The organism is Glycomyces tritici (assembly GCF_030403505.1).
This window is the reverse complement of the sequence record NZ_JAUEMJ010000014.1, coordinates 29,395-46,321: the sequence shown is the minus strand read 5'-3', so window position 1 is coordinate 46,321 and position 16,927 is coordinate 29,395. Positions and strand designations below refer to the sequence as shown.

General features: G+C 71.1%; 15 protein-coding genes and 1 riboswitch. All 15 genes read left to right on the top strand.

The features are described from left to right. The first annotated feature begins 32 nt into the window (after nt 1-32). The 15 genes from QWI33_RS27780 to QWI33_RS27710 all read left to right on the top strand — a co-directional run bounded on the left by QWI33_RS27780 (nt 33) and on the right by QWI33_RS27710 (nt 16,915). Nucleotides 33-428, top strand: a complete 396-nt coding sequence (locus QWI33_RS27780) for an L-rhamnose mutarotase (protein ID WP_289959947.1) — start codon at nt 33-35, stop codon at nt 426-428. Then, nucleotides 425-1,594, top strand: coding sequence for an L-rhamnose isomerase (gene rhaI, locus QWI33_RS27775; RefSeq protein WP_289959946.1), 1,170 nt, complete (start codon nt 425-427; stop codon nt 1,592-1,594). Before QWI33_RS27780 ends, rhaI begins: the two co-directional genes overlap by 4 nt. A gap of 4 nt (nt 1,595-1,598) precedes the next feature. Then, on the top strand, nt 1,599-3,623 hold the full coding sequence (locus QWI33_RS27770) for a bifunctional aldolase/short-chain dehydrogenase (protein ID WP_289959945.1): 2,025 nt from the start codon (nt 1,599-1,601) through the stop codon (nt 3,621-3,623). Beyond that, complete coding sequence (locus QWI33_RS27765; protein ID WP_289959944.1) at nt 3,620-5,077, top strand: rhamnulokinase; 1,458 nt, start codon at nt 3,620-3,622, stop codon at nt 5,075-5,077. The genes QWI33_RS27770 and QWI33_RS27765 overlap by 4 nt, the downstream gene beginning before the upstream one ends. 83 nt (nt 5,078-5,160) lie before the next feature. Continuing rightward, nucleotides 5,161-6,456, top strand: a complete 1,296-nt coding sequence (locus QWI33_RS27760; RefSeq protein WP_289959943.1) for an ABC transporter substrate-binding protein — start codon at nt 5,161-5,163, stop codon at nt 6,454-6,456. A 160-nt stretch (nt 6,457-6,616) separates the two neighbouring features. Next, on the top strand, nt 6,617-7,468 hold the full coding sequence (locus QWI33_RS27755) for a carbohydrate ABC transporter permease (protein ID WP_289959942.1): 852 nt from the start codon (nt 6,617-6,619) through the stop codon (nt 7,466-7,468). Next, complete coding sequence (locus QWI33_RS27750) at nt 7,465-8,352, top strand: carbohydrate ABC transporter permease (RefSeq protein ID WP_289959941.1); 888 nt, start codon at nt 7,465-7,467, stop codon at nt 8,350-8,352. The genes QWI33_RS27755 and QWI33_RS27750 overlap by 4 nt, the downstream gene beginning before the upstream one ends. Before the next feature lie 10 nt (nt 8,353-8,362). Further along, nucleotides 8,363-8,959, top strand: a complete 597-nt coding sequence (locus QWI33_RS27745; protein WP_289959940.1) for a DUF624 domain-containing protein — start codon at nt 8,363-8,365, stop codon at nt 8,957-8,959. Nucleotides 8,960-9,288: 329 nt separating this feature from the next. Continuing rightward, entirely contained in the window at nt 9,289-9,897 is a 609-nt protein-coding gene (locus tag QWI33_RS27740; RefSeq protein WP_289959939.1) for a CDP-alcohol phosphatidyltransferase family protein, read from the top strand. A 119-nt stretch (nt 9,898-10,016) separates the two neighbouring features. Next, nucleotides 10,017-10,394: a glycine cleavage system protein GcvH gene (gene gcvH, locus QWI33_RS27735; RefSeq protein WP_289959938.1), complete on the top strand. Its 378-nt coding sequence runs from the start codon at nt 10,017-10,019 to the stop codon at nt 10,392-10,394. 34 nt (nt 10,395-10,428) lie between these two features. After that, nucleotides 10,429-10,866, top strand: a complete 438-nt coding sequence (locus QWI33_RS27730) for an FHA domain-containing protein (protein ID WP_289959937.1) — start codon at nt 10,429-10,431, stop codon at nt 10,864-10,866. 123 nt (nt 10,867-10,989) lie between these two features. Continuing rightward, complete coding sequence (locus QWI33_RS27725) at nt 10,990-11,460, top strand: bifunctional nuclease family protein (protein ID WP_353895572.1); 471 nt, start codon at nt 10,990-10,992, stop codon at nt 11,458-11,460. A gap of 95 nt (nt 11,461-11,555) precedes the next feature. Continuing rightward, nucleotides 11,556-12,113, top strand: a complete 558-nt coding sequence (locus QWI33_RS27720) for a MerR family transcriptional regulator (RefSeq protein ID WP_289959935.1) — start codon at nt 11,556-11,558, stop codon at nt 12,111-12,113. A 21-nt stretch (nt 12,114-12,134) separates the two neighbouring features. Then, nucleotides 12,135-12,235: riboswitch (glycine riboswitch) on the top strand. A gap of 79 nt (nt 12,236-12,314) precedes the next feature. Then, complete coding sequence (gcvP, locus tag QWI33_RS27715) at nt 12,315-15,167, top strand: aminomethyl-transferring glycine dehydrogenase (protein WP_289959934.1); 2,853 nt, start codon at nt 12,315-12,317, stop codon at nt 15,165-15,167. Between the two features lie 89 nt (nt 15,168-15,256). Beyond that, entirely contained in the window at nt 15,257-16,915 is a 1,659-nt protein-coding gene (locus QWI33_RS27710) for a vWA domain-containing protein (protein WP_289959933.1), read from the top strand. Nucleotides 16,916-16,927 lie beyond the last annotated feature (12 nt).

The following is a 16,927-nucleotide window of genomic DNA, read 5'->3' as shown; positions in this document are numbered from 1 at the left end:
CCCGAACCGCCCACACCCAGAGGAGGAACCCCTTGGCAGCCCCGACCAACGGCTTGCAAGCGCCTTCACGGGCGCGCGTGTGCTTCACCCTCCGCGTCCGGCCCGACCGCCTGGCCGAGTACCGCGAACGCCACGCCGCCGTCTGGCCCGACATGCTCGCCGCACTCGCCGAGACCGGCTGGTCCAACTACTCGCTCTTCCTCGGCGACGACGGCCTCCTCGTGGGCTACCTGGAGACCGACGACTTCGACGCCGCCCGCTCCCAGATGGCCGCCCGCGAGGTCAACGCCCGCTGGCAGGCCGAGATGGCCCCCTTCTTCGAAGGCACCGGCGGCGCCAACGCCGACGACGCCTTCACCGTCCTCCCCGAAGTGTTCAACCTCGAGACCCAACTGGCCCAGGCCGCAGGTGAAGGAGCCGGCAAATGAGCGACCGCACTGAGAACGCCAAGCAGGTCCTCGCGGCCCAGACCATCGAACTGCCCTCCTGGGCCTTCGGCAACTCCGGCACCCGCTTCAAGGTCTTCGCCCAGCACGGCGTCCCCCGCGACCCCTTCGAGAAGCTCGCCGACGCCGCACAGGTCAACCAGTACACCGGCGCCGCCGGCTCCGTCGCCCTCCACATCCCCTGGGACAAGGTCGACGACTACCAGGCCCTCGCCGCCCACGCCGCCGACCTCGACATCCGGATCGGCACCATCAACTCCAACACCTTCCAAGACGACGACTACATGCTCGGCTCCGTCTGCCACCCCGACCCCGCCGTCCGCCGCAAGGCCACCGCGCACCTCCTCGAATGCGTCGACATCATGGACGCCACCGGCTCGCGCGACCTCAAGCTCTGGTTCGCCGACGGCACCAACTACCCCGGCCAGGACTCCATCGCCGACCGCCAGGACCGCCTCGCCGAAGTCCTCGCCGAGGTCTACGCCAGGCTCGGCGACGACCAGCGCCTCCTCCTCGAGTACAAGCTGTTCGAGCCCGCGTTCTACACCACCGACGTCCCCGACTGGGGCACCGCGTACGCGCACTGCCTCAAGCTCGGCCCCAAGGCGCAGGTCGTGATCGACACCGGCCACCACGCGCCGGGCACCAACATCGAGTTCATCGTCGCGCTGCTGCTGCGCGAAGGGAAGCTCGGCGGGTTCGACTTCAACTCGCGGTTCTACGCCGACGACGACCTCATGGTCGGCTCGGCCGACCCGTTCCAGCTGTTCCGGATCATGCACGAGCTGGCGCAGCGCGGCGCGGTGGGCCCGGACTCGGGGATCGCGTACATGCTCGACCAGTGCCACAACATCGAGCCGAAGATCCCCGGCCAGATCCGCTCCGTGATGAACGTGCAGGAGGCGACGGCCAAGGCGCTGCTGGTCGACACCGAGGCGCTCGCGAAGGCGCAGGCCGCCGGCGATGTGCTGGGCGCCAACGCGGTGCTCATGGACGCGTACAACACCGACGTGCGCCCGCTGCTGGCCGAACTGCGCCAGGAGCAGGGCCTCGCGGCCGACCCGATGGCCGCCTACGCCGCCTCGGGGTACGCCGACAAGATCAAGGCCGACCGCCAGGGCGGCCAGGCCGCCGGTTGGGGGGCGTAGTCGAATGGGCGCGGTACAGGACCTCATCGGCCGGTCGAACCGGCTGGGCGCGGACAAGCGCAACACGAACTTCGCCGGCGGCAACACGTCCGCGAAGGGCACCGAGACCGATCCGGTCACCGGCGAGCCGGTGGAGCTCTTGTGGGTCAAGGGCTCCGGCGGCGACCTCGGCACCTTGACCGAGTCCGGGCTGGCCGTGCTGCGCCTGGACCGGATGCGGGCCATGGCCGGCACCTACCCGGGTGTGGACGCCGAGGACGCGATGGTCGAGCGGTTCGACTACTGCCTGCACGGGCGCGGCGGCGCCGCGCCTTCTATCGACACGGCCATGCACGGCCTGGTCGACGCGAACCACGTCGACCACCTGCACCCCGACTCCGGGATCGCGTTCGCCACCGCCGCCGACGGACCGGCGCTGACCAAGGAGTGCTTCGGCGACACGGTCGTCTGGGTCGATTGGCGCCGCCCCGGATTCCAGCTGGGCCTGGACATCGCCGCGATCAAGGCCGCGAACCCGCAGGCCATCGGGTGCATCCTCGGCGGCCACGGCATCACCGCCTGGGGCGCGACCTCCGAAGCGTGCGAGGCGAACTCGCTGGCGATCATCCGCGGCTGCGAGGCGTTCATCGCCGAACGCGGCAAGGCCGACCCGTTCGGCAAGCGGATCGCCGAGCCCCTCGACGACCGCGCCCGCGCGAAGCGCGCCGCGGCCCTGGCCCCGGTGATCCGCGGCCTGGCCTCCCGCGACAAGCGCCAGGTCGGGCACTTCACCGACGACGCCGTCGTCCTCGACTTCCTCGCCTCCGAGCGGATGCCCGAACTCGCGGCCCTGGGCACCTCGTGCCCCGACCACTTCCTGCGCACCAAGGTCCGGCCCATGGTCCTCGACCTCCCGCCGACCGCCCCCCTCGAGGACGCGGTGGCGCGGCTGGAGGCGCTGCACGCGGCCTACCGCGAGGACTACGCCGCCTACTACGAGCGGTACGCCACCGCCGCATCGCCCGCGATGCGCGGCGCCGACCCCGCGATCGTGCTCGTCCCCGGCGTCGGCATGTTCTCCTTCGGACCGGACAAGAAGACCGCCCGCGTCGCCGGCGAGTTCTACATCAACGCCGTCAACGTCATGCGCGGCGCCGAAGCGATCTCCGCCTACGCGCCGATCGACGAGTCCGAGAAGTTCCGCATCGAGTACTGGGACCTCGAAGAGGCCAAACTCCAGCGCCTTCCCAAGCCCAAGCCGCTCGCCGGGCGCATCGCCCTGGTGACCGGCGCGGCCGGCGGCATCGGCAAGGCCACCGCCGAACGGCTCGCCGCCGAAGGCGCCTGCGTCGTCATCGCCGACCTCGACCTCGGCAAGGCCCAGGCGGCCGCCGCCGAGATCGGCGGCGCCGACACCGCGATCGGCATCGCCTGCAACGTGACCGACGAAGCGGCCGTCGCCAGTGCGATCGACGCCGCGGCGCTGGCGTTCGGCGGCGTCGACCTGGTCGTCAACAACGCCGGGCTCTCCCTCTCCAAGCCGCTCCTGGAGACCACCGCCGCCGACTGGGACCTCCAGCACGACGTGATGGCCAAGGGCTCGTTCCTCGTCTCCCGCGAAGCCGCCCGCCTCATGGTGGCGCAGCGGATGGGCGGCGACATCGTCTACATCGCCTCCAAGAACTCGGTGTTCGCCGGGCCCAACAACATCGCCTACTCCGCGACCAAGGCCGACCAGGCCCACCAGGTGCGCCTCCTCGCCGCCGAACTGGGCGGGCACGGCATCCGCGTCAACGGCGTCAACCCCGACGGCGTCGTCCGCGGCTCCGGGATCTTCGCCGGCGGCTGGGGCGCCGAACGCGCCGCCGTCTACGGCGTCGAAGAGGCCAGGCTCGGCGAGTACTACGCCGGGCGCACCCTCCTCAAGCGCGAGGTGCTGCCCTCCTCGGTCGCCGACGCCGTCTACGCGCTCGTCGGCCCCGACCTCGGCCTGACCACCGGCGTCCACATCCCCGTCGACTCGGGCAACCCGCAAGGATTCCTGCGGTGACGCTCCTGGCCGCCGTCGACCTCGGCGCGACCTCCGGCCGCGTCATGGCCGCGCGCCTCACGGGAGACCGGACCGCCCTCCGGATCGTTCTCAAGCAGGCCGCCCGGTTCCCCAACCGCGCCGTCAACGTGCGCGGACGCCTCTACTGGGACGTGCTCGGCCTCTGGTCGGGCATCCTCGAAGGCCTGCGGGCCGTCGGGGACGCCAGCGCGATCGGGGTGGACTCCTGGGCGGTCGACTACGGCCTCATCGGCGCGGACGGTCACCTGGTGGCCAATCCGGTCTGCTATCGGGACGCCCGCGGTGCCGCGGCGAAGGCGCGGGTCCTGGAGGAGGTCAGTGCCGCCGACCTGTTCGCGGCCACGGGTGTCCAGCCGCAGCCGTTCAACACGGTCTTCCAGCTCGCCGCGGAGACCGCGGCCGCCCAGCAGGCGCTGCTGATCCCTGATCTCATCGGGTTCTGGTTGTCGGGGGTGCGCGCGTGGGAGGCGACGAACGCCTCGACGACCGGGCTCCTGGACCTGGCGACCGGTGAGTGGTCGGTCGCGCTGGCCGATCGGATCGGGATCGACTTGGGGCTGCTGGGTCCGGTGACGGCGACCGGGTCGGTGCTGGGGCCGGTGCTGGCGGAGGTCGCGGAGGCGACCGGGCTCGCCGCGTCCACGCAGGTGGTGGCGACGGCCAGCCATGACACGGCGGCGGCGGTCGCGGCGGTGCCGTTCGACGGGGGCCGGGCCGCGTACATCTCGTGCGGGACGTGGTCGCTGGTCGGCGTCGAGCGCGAGCAGCCGGTCACGAGTGCGGCGGCGCTGGAGGCAGGTTTCACGAACGAGCGTGGTGCGGACGGTTCGGTCCGGTTCCTGCGCAATGTCGCGGGGTTGTGGCTGCTGAACGAGTCGGTCAACGCCTGGCGGGCGCAGGGTCTGGCGGTCGATCTCGGTGGCCTGCTCGCCGAGGCGGCGGCGGTGGAGCGGCTGCGGTCGGTCGTCGATCCCGATGACGCGCGGTTCGCCGATCCGGGGGACATGCCGGCGCGGATTCGCGCGTATTGCGCTGAGACCGGCCAGCCGGTGCCCCGGACCCCGGCGGAGGTCGCGGCGTGCGTGATGGACTCGCTCGCGGTGGCGCACCGTCGTGCGGTCGGGGCGCTCGAGGCGCTCACCGGGGATCCGGTCGAGACGATTCACATCGTCGGGGGCGGTGCGAACAACGCGCTGCTGTGCCAGTTGACGGCCGATGCCACCGGTCGCATCGTGCTGGCCGGCCCTGACGAGGCCACCGCCTTGGGCAATGCCCTTGTGCAGGCTCAGGCGCTGGGGCTCATCGCGCCCGGCGCCGCGGCGCGGCGGACGGTCGCCCGCGCTTCTGCCCGTCCGCGCCGCTATGAACCTCGGGGCGCCCAGGCGCCCTGGGGGAGTGCGGTGGCGCGGCTTCAGCCCGCCCGTGTCGCCTGAGGCGGCGCGGCGCAAGCGAACTCAATAGATCCCGAAGGCCCGCCTCTGGGCGGGACCCCTCTTATAAGAAGGAGCAATCAACGATGATGCGCAACCCTCACGGCCTCCGGCGCCGTTCGATTCTCACCGGCGCTTCGGCGGCCGCGGTTCTCGCCGCGGCGGCCGCGTGCGGTGACGACGGTCCGGCCGGCACTGCCGACGACCCGATCGAGATCAACTTCGAGTGGTGGGGCGACGAGACCCGCGCCGAGCTCACGCAGCAGGCGGTCGACCTGTTCCAGGAGAAGAACGCCGGCATCAAGGTGCAGACGAACTTCGCGGACTTCCCGACGTACTGGGAGGGCATGACCGGCCGCATGGCCTCGCGCGACCTGCCCGACGTGTTCCAGATGGACTACTCGCGGCTGCGTCAGTTCGGCACCAGCGGACTGCTCCTGCCCTTGGAGGGCGTCGTCAAGACCGACGACTTCCGGGCGGGCTTCCTGGACACCGCCACGCTCGACGGGCAGCTGCTCGCGGTTCCGGTCGCGGGCAACACCCTCGGCCTGATCTACCGTGCCGACTGGTTCGAGGCCAACGGCATCGCCGCGCCGGCTCCCGGTTACAGCTGGGACCAGTACGCGGCCGACATCACCAAGCTCACTCCCGCCCTCGGCGGCGGCAAGTGGGGCGGGGGCGACTGGTCGGGGCAGTACCACTTCATGGAGTTGTGGCTGCGCCAGCAGGGCGGCAGCTTCTACACCGAGGACGGCAAGGCCCTCAACTTCGAGGCCGCGCAGTTGGCCGAGTGGTGGACCACCACCGCCGAGCTGTACGCGGCCGGGATGGTCCCGCCGGTGGAGACCACCATCGAGTGGGTCGAGGGCGGCCTCGTCCAGGACGTGCTCGGTTCCGAGATCGGGTGGGACAACTTCATGCCCGGGTTCACGCCGACGGTGGAGGCCAACGGCGGGACGCTCGCGCTGGCGGCGCCGCCGTCGCTGGACCCGGCGAACCTGGGGCTGTACCTCAAGCCGTCGATGCAGTTCGTGATCTCCGGTGCCACCGAGCAGGCCGAGGCGTCGGCGAAGCTCATCGACTTCCTGCTCGGGGACGCCGAGGCGATCAAGATCCTCGGCACCAGCCGCGGCGTGCCGGCGACCAACGCCGGTCTCGCGGGTGTGGAGATCGACGCGGCCACCCAGGCCGTGCTCGATTACGAGGAGTCCGTCGCGCAGTACCTGACCACGCCGCCGCCGGCGCCGCCGGCCGCGACCGGTGCGATCGAGGTCAAGTTCGGCGAGATCTACCAGCAGGTCCAGTACGGCGAGATGACCGCGCCGGAGGCCGCGGACCTGTTCTTCACCGAGGCCGAGACGCTGCTCGCCGCCGAGCAGTAAACCGATTTAAGGATCCTTCACCGTGTCAGCTTCACCCTCCACGACCGCGCCTCCCGCGGCGAAAGGGGCCGGAGCGCCGACCGCAGGCGGGGGACGGGGGGCGGCCAAGCGCCGCACCCCGGTCTCCCGCCGCGGGGAGCGGCTCGTCGGCTATACCTTCATGACTCCCTGGATCATCGGGTCGCTCGTCTTCACCGTCGGGCCGATGCTGTGGTCGCTGTACCTGTCGTTCACCGACTACCACCTCATCCTCGGCGGTGACTTCATCGGCCTGGAGAACTACCGGGCGATGTTCGACGACCCGATGTTCGGCCGGGCCGTGAAGGTGACGCTGCTGTACGTGCTGCTGGCCGTGCCGTTGAAGCTCATCGCGTCACTGGCGGTGGCGATGCTCCTGACGCAGTCGCGGCGGGGCATCGGGTTCTACCGGGCGGCGTTCTACATGCCTTCGCTGATCGCCATGAGCGTGGGCATCGCGATCGTGTGGAAGGCGCTGTTCGCCGGCGGCGGCCCGCAGGACCAGTTCATGTCCTGGTTCGGGTGGGAAGGCGGCGGGTTCATCGGGAACCCGTCGGTGTCGATCCTGATGCTGGTGCTGCTGAGCGTGTGGACGTTCGGGGCGCCGATGGTGATCTTCATGGCCGGGCTCCTGCAGGTGCCGTCCGAGCTGCATGAGGCGGCCGAAGTGGACGGGGCGGGGAAGTGGCACCGGTTCGTGCACATCACCATTCCGATGCTGTCGCCGGTGATCTTCTTCAACGTGCTCATGGAGACGGTGCACGCGTTCCAGTTGTTCGGTCCGGCGTTCATCATCGGCGGGACCGCCGGCGGGCCGGCCTGGTCGACGCTGTTCTACACCGTCCGCATCTACGCGCTGGCGTTCGTGGACCTGCGCATGGGCTACGCCTCGGCGTGGGCGTGGATGCTGGTGCTGGCGGTCGGGGTGGTCACGCTGATCATGTTCCGGGCGGCGAAGAACCTGGTGTACTACGCAGGGGAGGACAACAAATGAGCGCCGCGACCGAAGCGCCGCGGGTGATCGTGCGCAAGAAGCGGACCGGGGCCGACCGGGTGAAGTCCGCGGCCTGGCATGTGGCCCTGCTGGCCGTGCTCGTGGTGGTGCTGTACCCGGCGTTCTGGGTGCTGACCGCGTCGGTCCGGGAGACCTCGGACATCCTCACGAACATCTCGCCGATCCCGACGTCGATCACGTGGGAGAACTTCGCGTCGGCCTTCGACGGGCTGGCGGGGATCCCGCTGTGGCGGTTCTTCTGGAACTCGTTCGTGATCGCGGCCTTGTCGGTGATCGGCATCCTCGCGTCCTGCTCGATCACGGCGTACGCGCTGGGGCGTCTGGAGTTCCCCGGGCGCAAGGCGATGTTCGCGGTGGTCATCGCGACGCTGCTGCTGCCGGGCCAGGTCATGCTCATCCCGCAGTACCTGATCTTCGCCGAGATGGACGTGGTCAACACGATCTTCCCGCTCGTGATCGGGAAGTTCCTGGGCTTGGACGCGTTCTTCGTGTTCATGTACGTGCAGTTCCTGCGCGGCATCCCGCGCGAGCTGGACCAGGCGGCGACGATCGACGGGGCCGGGCACTTCCGGATCTTCTTCTCGATCATGCTGCCGCTGCTGCGTCCGGCGATCGTGACCTCCTCGATCTTCACGTTCATCTGGTCGTGGAACGACTTCATGGGGCCCTTGATCTACCTGCACGAGATCGAGAAGTTCCCGCTGCCGCGCCTGCTGCAGTCGTACAACAACACCGAGGCGGTCTCCAACTACGGGGGGATGATGGCGATGACGCTGCTGTCCCTGGTGCCGGTGGTGCTGTTCTTCCTGGTGTTCCAGAAGTTCCTCATCAAGGGCATCGCGACCTCGGGTGTGAAGGGCTAGCGTGGCGGTCGTGGCTCGCAGCAGGCAGGCGTTCGGCGAGGGGTTCGCGCTCCTGGCCGAGTGCCTGCTGACCGGCGTGTGGCTGCTCCTGGCGGCGCTGCCGGTGGTGACGATCCCGGCGGCGCTGGCGGCGGCGTCGCGGCACGTGGCGGCCTATGTCGACGGCGAGTCGACCGGCTGGGGCGGCTTCTGGGCGGATTTTCGGACCGCGTGGGGCGCCTCGTGGCGCACGGGCCTGGCGCTGGTCGGCGCCGGTCTGCTCGTGACGCTGAACCTCCTCGTCCTGGCCCAGGAGGGCGTCCCGGGCCGCCCGGGGTTCGCGCTGGCGACGTTCATCGTGGCGGGCCTGGCGGCGACCGTGCTGCTGCGCGCCGCGGCCGCATGGGCGCCGGGGACGCGGTGGCGGTCGCTGCTGGCCGCCTCGCTGGCGGAGACGCGCGGTGACGCGTCCGGTACGGCGATCCTGCTCGGCGGCCTGGCCGTGTTGGTCGCGTGCGCGTGGGCGCTGTGGCTGCTGGTCGTCCCGATGAGCGGGTGCCTGGTCGGTGCGGCGGTCGCGGTGCGGCGGCGGCGGATCGCGCGTGAAGCGGAGGAGCGCCGGGTCTGATTCCTGGGCGGTGAGGCCCCGGGACGGTCCGTTGCGACCGCCTCGGGGTTGTTTCCTGTCACGTTTTCCAGGCCGCCCCGCCGTCCCTTACCTCCCCAGTGGACGGTGTGTCCGGCGTCCCAGCTCGACCGCTCCCGCCCGGCCGGGCCCGGAGGCCGCCGCAGCGGTGCGCAAATTCCGCGGTACAGGTGTCGGAGCCTCCGGTTAGAATCCAGATACACCCACCGAACCGGACTTTGACGAACCGCCCGCCGCACCGTCGGGCGAGAGGAGACCGACCCAGGGCACGCGGTCGCGCAGCGTCAGCGGGCCCCGCCGAGAGGACCGCCTTGAGCAAACCAGCAGCAGCGCCGCTCCCCGGATGGGGCGTATGGACGTGGCCCAACCTGGTCACCGCCGTGCGCCTCCTCGGCATTCCGCTGGTGTGCTACCTCCTCCTGGCCACCCAGTACTACTGGCAGGCCGCGATCATCCTCGCCGTCGGCGGCGGCACCGACTGGGTCGACGGCCAGCTGGCGCGCCGCCTCAACCAGGTCTCCAAGCTCGGCCGGCTCCTCGACCCGTTCGTCGACCGGCTGTACATCCTCTCCTCCCTGCTCATGCTCACCTTCCTGGGACTCCTGCCGTGGCTGTTCGCCATCGTGGTGCTCCTGCGCGACGCCGTCATGGTCTCGATGGTGATCGTCCTGCGCTGGCACGGCTACGCGCCCCCGCAAGTGCACTTCCTCGGCAAATGCGCCACGGCCATGGTGTTCATGTCGTTCCCGGTGCTCGTCATCGCCGGCCTCGTGGCCGACGCCGACGCCTGGGCCGCCCCGCTCGGCTGGGCCCTGGCCTGGTGGGGGCTGGGCCTGTACTGGCTCGCCGCGGTCGTGTACCTGCGCCAGGCCGCCGGCCTGCTGCGGGCGGGCCGCCCGCAGCCGAGCGTCGCCGCCTGAGCGCCGCGCGCCCATGATCACGAGCCGCGGCCCCGCCGCATGCCGCCCGCGCCCGGGCGATACCGTCATGATCGTCCGACCCGCCATTGACGGCGGGGTTTCCAAGAAGGGAGCGCCAGGTGATTCCGGAGCAGTTGCGTTACACCGCGGAGCACGAGTGGGTCGAAGCGCGAGAGGGCAAGGTCGTGCGCATCGGCATCACCGAGTTCGCTCAGAACGCGCTCGGCGACGTGGTATTCGTCCAGCTCCCGGAGGCAGGCACCGAGGTTCGGGCAGGAGAGGTGGTCGGCGAAGTCGAGTCGACCAAGAGCGTCTCCGACGTGTACGCTCCGTTGACCGGTAAGATTCTTTCGTGCAATGACGAATTGTCGGAATCCCCGGAATTGGTGAACAGCGACCCCTATGCGGCGGGCTGGATGTTCGACATCGAGGTCGAGGATGCCGGCTCGCTCACTGCTTTGCTCGACGCCGGAGCGTATGCGAAGCTTACGGAGTGACCAGAGGGTCCAGACTTGTAGAAGGTGGCAATCCATGACGCGTTCGAATGACGAGTTCCCTCCGCCGGATGTGACGGCCACGATGAACCTGTCCGCTCTCCAGGAGAGCGGCGAGGTCGACGCGGAGACGAACGCCGCGAATCTGGCGAGCTCGCTTCCCGCGGGAACCGCGCTGCTGCTCGTCCGCCGCGGACCGAACGCGGGCGCTCGCTTCCTGCTCAACCAGGAAGTGACCACCTCCGGGCGGCACCCCGACTCCGACATCTTCCTCGATGACGTGACCGTTTCGCGGCGCCACGCCGAGTTCCACCGCGACGCGGCCGGATTCACCGTCCGCGACGTCGGCAGCCTCAACGGCACCTACGTCAACCGCGAGCGCGTGGAGACCGCGGGCCTGGGCAACGGCGACGAGGTCCAGATCGGCAAGTTCCGCCTCGTGTTCGTCAGCGGCCCCAAACTGGCCGCGGCCTGACAAGCCCCCGGCGACCGCCCCGCGGACGCCGACCGCGAGTAGGCTGACAGTCTCGAGGACCCGCCCGGGGCCACCCCGGTGCGGGTCCGTTCACGAACACGGCGACCCGTTGGAGGCGAACCGGTGCGGATGATGACCGTAGTCGGGGTCCGCGTGGAACTCCCGAGCAACCAGCCCGTGGTCCTGCTCAAAGAGACCGAAGGCCACCGGTACCTCCCGATCTGGATCGGGACCGTCGAGGCCGCCGCCATCGCCTACCAGCAGCAGGACGTGCAGCTCTCCCGTCCGCTCACCCACGACCTCCTGCGCGACGTTCTCGGGGCCCTCGACGTCACCCTCACCGCCGTCGAGATCACCGAACTGCGCGACACCGTCTACTTCGCCGAACTCGTCCTCGACGGCCGCACCCGCGTCTCCTCCCGCTCCTCCGACGCGATCGCGCTCGCCCTGCGGGCCGAGGCCCCGATCTGGTGCGCCGACGCCGTCCTCGACGAAGCCGGCGTCGTCCTCCCCGACACCCAAGAGGACGAAGTGGAGAAGTTCCGCGAGTTCCTCGAAGAGGTCACGCCCGAGGACTTCGGCGAGAGCCAATAACCCCCGCGACCTGCCCGAGCTTTTCTCTCGTTCAGCCCATGGTGGAGTATCCGGAAGCTTACGCTCACCTCGATACCACCAAGGGGAGGAAAGCCATGGACGCGCACAGTGAACCCGCAGGCCGCACGGCCGTCCCCCCCAACCAGATCCGCGGCTGGAGGGGCTCCGCCGCCTGCCGCGTCGTCGGCATCTCCTACCGCCAGCTCGACTACTGGGCCCGCACCGGCCTCGTCGAGCCCTCCATCCGCCGCGCCTCCGGATCGGGCTCCAACCGCCTCTACTCCTTCCGCGACATCATCGTCCTCAAAGTCATCAAGCGCCTCCTGGACGCCGGCGTCTCCCTCCAGAACATCCGCAAGGCCGTCGAGGCCCTGCGCTCGCGCGGCGTGAAGGACCTCGCCGAGATCACCCTCATGTCCGACGGCACCACGGTCTACGAATGCCGCTCCGCCGGCGAGGTCATCGACCTCCTGCGCGGCGGCCAGGGCGTCTTCGGCATCGCCGTGCGCACCACCGTCACCGAGGTCATGGGCCGCCTCGCCACCCTCCCGGGCGAAGCCCCCGTCAAGGCCCCGACCCGCCTGCACCCGCCCGAGCAGACCCAAGGGCGCCACACCGGGGCCGTGCCCGGTCGACGACGCACCGCCTCCTGACCTACCATGGCCGCAGAGCCGCAAAACCGGGCGGGAGAGATCGTGGGCCACACGCGCTACACGGCACCGAAGGGGCAAGTCCCTCGCTTCAAACTCTCAGGTACCAGGACCGCCCGGCACAGGCCGCTCTGGAGCTAGCAAGGCGCTGGTGACAGACGGGGGAGACCGCAACCGCCGTCGACCTGTCACCGGAGAGCCCTCATGACCGACCGCTCGTTCGCCGCCCGCCACATCGGCACCAGCCACGCCGACCAGGACGCCATGCTCAAGACCGTCGGGCAGCCCAGCCTCGACGCGCTCATGGACGCCTGCATGCCCGCCCTCATCCGCTCAAGCGACGGCCTCGCCCTCCCCGCCGCGGTCTCCGAGACCCAGGCCCAGGCCGAACTCGCGGACCTCGCCGCCCAGAACCGGCCCGCCCGCTCCATGATCGGCCAGGGCTACTACGGCACCCACACCCCCGCCGTCATCCGCCGCAACGTCCTGGAGAACCCCTCCTGGTACACCGCGTACACGCCCTACCAGGCCGAGATCTCCCAAGGCCGCCTCGAAGCGCTCCTGAACTTCCAGACCATGTGCGCCGACCTCACCGGCCTGCCCGTCGCCGGCGCCAGCCTCCTCGACGAGTCCACCGCCGCCGCCGAAGCCATGCTCCTTGCCCGCCGGGCCGCCAAGAAGACCGCCGGTGACGTCTTCGCCGTCGACCACCGCGTCCTCCCGCAGACCCTCGCGGTCCTCAAGACCCGCGCCGAACCGGTCGGCATCACCTTCCGCACCGCCGACCTCACCGACCCCGCCGCGATCCCCGACGGCACCTTCGGCATCCTCCTGCAGTACCCCGCCGCCGACGGCACCGTCCACGACTGGACCCCCGCGATCGACGCCGCCCACGAGGCCGGCGCCCTCGTCACCGTCGCCGCCGACCTCCTGGCCCTCACCCTCCTGACCGCGCCCGGCGAACTCGGCGCCGACATCGCCGTCGGCTCCACCCAGCGCCTGGGCATGCCCATCGGCTTCGGCGGCCCCCACGCCGGATACATGGCCGTCCGCGACGCACTCCAGCGCCAACTGCCCGGCCGGCTCGTCGGCGTCTCCCGCGACTCCTCCGGCGCCCCCGCCCTGCGCCTCGCACTCCAAGCCCGCGAACAGCACATCCGCCGTGAGAAGGCCACCAGCAACATCTGCACCGCCCAGGTGCTCCCCGCCGTCATCGCCGCCTCCTACGCCGTCTGGCACGGCCCCGAGGGCCTGCGCGGCATCGCCGAGCACGCCGCCCGCTCCGCCGCGCGCCTCGCCGCCTCCCTCGAAACCGCCGGCGTCCGACTCGCCGGCGACGCCTGCTTCGACACCGTCACCGCCACGGTCCCCGGCCGGGCCGACGCGATCGTCGCCGCCGCGGCCGCCGCAGGCGTCAACCTCCACCGCGCCGACGCCGACACCGTCACGATCGCCTGCGACGAGACCACCACCGACACCGACCTGCGCACCGTCTGCGACGCCTTCGGCGCCGCCCTCGCCGAACACGCCGAGACCCGCATCCCCGCCGGCCTGCGGCGCGCATCCGCGTACCTGACGCACCCGGTGTTCACCGCCCACCACTCCGAGACCGCCATGATGCGCTACCTGAAGCGCCTGGCGGACAAGGACTACGGGCTCGACCGCGGCATGATCCCGCTCGGCTCCTGCACCATGAAGCTCAACGCCGCCGCCGAGATGGAACCCATCACCTGGCCCGAGTTCGCCGACGTCCACCCCCTCGCTCCCGCCGACCAGACCCGCGGCTGGCAGACCCTCATCGAGCAGCTCGAGACCTGGCTCGCCGAAGTCTGCGGCTACGCCGCCGTCTCCGTCCAGCCCAACGCCGGCTCCCAAGGCGAACTCGCCGGCCTCCTCGCCATCCGCGCCTGGCAGCACGCCCGCGGCGAGACCGACCGCGACCTCTGCCTCATCCCCGCCAGCGCCCACGGCACCAACGCCGCCTCCGCGATCCTCGCGGGCATGCGGGTCGTCGTCGTGGCGTGCGACGAGGCCGGGAACGTCGACCTGGCCGACCTGGACGCCAAGATCGAGCAGCACGCCGACCGGCTCGCCGCCATCATGGTCACCTACCCGTCCACGCACGGCGTGTACGAGGAGACGATCGTGGAGGTGTGCGGACGCGTCCACGACGCCGGCGGGCAGGTGTACGTCGACGGGGCGAACCTCAACGCGCTGCTGGGGTGGGCCAAGCCCGGCCGGTTCGGCGCCGACGTGTCGCACCTGAACCTGCACAAGACGTTCTGCATCCCCCACGGCGGCGGCGGGCCCGGGGTGGGCCCGGTGGCCGTGGCCGAGCACCTGGTGCCGTTCCTGCCCTCGGACCCGACGGCCGAGACGGCCGGTCCGGTGGGGCCGGTGTCGCAGGCGCGGTGGGGTTCGGCGGGGATCCTGCAGATCCCGTGGATGTACCTGCGGATGATGGGCGCCGAGGGCGTCACCGCGGCGACCGCGTCGGCGGTGCTGGCGGCGAACTACATCGCGGCGCGGCTGCGGGACCACTACCCGGTGCTGTACACCGGCAAGCACGGGCTCGTGGCGCACGAGTGCATCCTGGACCTGCGCGAGCTGTCGCGGAGCTCGGGCGTGACCGTGGAGGACGTGGCGAAGCGCCTCATCGACTACGGGTTCCACGCGCCGACGATGTCGTTCCCGGTGGCCGGGACGCTCATGGTGGAGCCGACCGAGTCCGAGGACCTGGCCGAGCTGGACCGGTTCTGCGAGGCGATGATCGCCATCCGCGCGGAGATCGACGCCGTCGCGTCCGGGCAGGTCGCGGTGGAGGCGTCGGCGCTGCGCGCCGCCCCGCACACCGCAGCCGTGGCCACCGGTGACGAGTGGGACCGGGCGTACACGCGGTCGGCGGCGGCCTGGCCCGCCGGGGTCGGGGCGGCGTACGCGTCGCAGGGCTCGACGAGCGCGGGCAAGTACTGGCCGCCGGTCGGGCGCATCGACAATGCGTGGGGGGACCGGAACCTGGCGTGCACGTGCCCGCCGATCGAGGCCTTCGGGGAGTAGTCGAACGCGGGCCCCGCTCACCACAGTGGGCGGGGCCTGAGGCAGGGGCTTTACACTGGGCGCCGACGATTCCCCCAGGAGTGAAGCTGATGGTTTTCGGTACCACGCACAAGGTGAGGTCGCACCGGCTCGGGCGGCGACGCAAAAAGGGCGGCAACCGCATGGTGGTGGCCCCCTGGATCGTGATCACCTTGGTCTGCGTGGTCATCGCCTCGGGCCTGACCTGGGGTTTCGTGGCGCTGCTGCGGTCGGGGTGCGACGGGCCGATCTACCGGGTGAGCGTCGCGGCCGCGCCGAGCCTGGCCGGGTCGCTGCAGGACGCCGCGCAGGCCTGGGAGGCGACCTCGCCCGAGGCGAGCACGGGGCAGTGCATCGGCGCCGAGATCCGCGAGGTGCCCGCCGCCGAGGCGTCGCGGGCCATCAGCGGCGACTGGGACGTCAAGACGCTGGGGAAGCGCCCGATCGCGTGGGTCCCCGACTCGCAGGCGTGGGCGTCCTGGCTGGCGTCGAACGAGACCACCGCCGGGTACGTCACCTCCGATCCGCTCGTGCTCGGCCAGGCCGCGTCCGTGCTCGCCGTGCCGGCGTCGAAAGCCGCCGAACTGGGGTGGGAGACCGCACCGCCCACCTGGTCCGAGGTGCTGACGGCCGCGCAGGACGGCACGATCACGCTCGCCGCGGCCAACCCGCGCACCTCCACCGAGGGCCTGGTCGCGATGCTCAACGCCACCGGCGACGGCTCGGGCACGTTCTCGGCCGAGACCATGGACACCTGGAAGGCCGCGATCGGCGCCACCGCGCTGGCCGACGGCGCCGGCGAGCACCTCGCGGCCTACATCGACGCCCCCGATCCCTCCCGGGTGGTGACCGCCCTGGACTACCAGGTCGAGGACTTCAACCTCGACAACGCCCCGGCCGACCCGCTGGTGGCCGTCACCCCGTCCGACTCCAGGGTCAGCGCCGTCGCCACGTACCTGGTGCTCGGCGGCGGCTGGGTCTCGGATTCCGACGCGGCGATCGCCGAGGCGTTCGGCGACTACCTCAAGGGCGAGGTCGGCTCCGGGGGGTTCGAGGACTCCGAGCTCGCGCCGGTCGACGACCCTGAGGCGGCGCTGGCCCAGACCACGCCCGAGGTCGTTGGCGAGGCGGTCCGCACCTGGCAGGTCGGGCGCGAGGACCTGCACGTGCTGTTCCTGGTCGACCGGTCCTCGACCACCGACGAGGAGACGGTCGCGTACGACGGGAAGGACCTCACCGCCGGGGACGCGGCGGCGCAGACGGCGATCGCGACCGTGCAGGCCATGGAGTCGACCTACCGGGTCGGCGTGTGGGAGTACGGGGTCGGCGCGGGGGAGGACGAGCCGTACCGGGAGGTCTCGGGCCTGACCGAGCTCTCCGCGGACGGGCGCGGGAACCTCGAGACCGACCTGTACGACGTCTCCGAGAACCACTACGACGGCGGCTCGCCGCTGTACGACACGCTGGTCGCCGCGAGCGAGTACATGAACGGCCAGGCCGCCGACGGCGCCCTGCCGGTCATCGTGGTGCTGACCAACGCGAGCAAGGACGAGGTCAGCGAGGGCAGCGCGGAGGCCACCGCGGAGCAGCTCGCGGGCCCCGCGGTGGTGTACACGGTCGGGTTCGGCCAGATCGACCCGGTGAACCTCACGACCCTCGCCGAGGCCACCGGCGGCGCCTACATCGACGCGCCGGACGAGGGCGACCTCCTCGCCTCCATCGGCGGCTGACCCGGCCCGGTG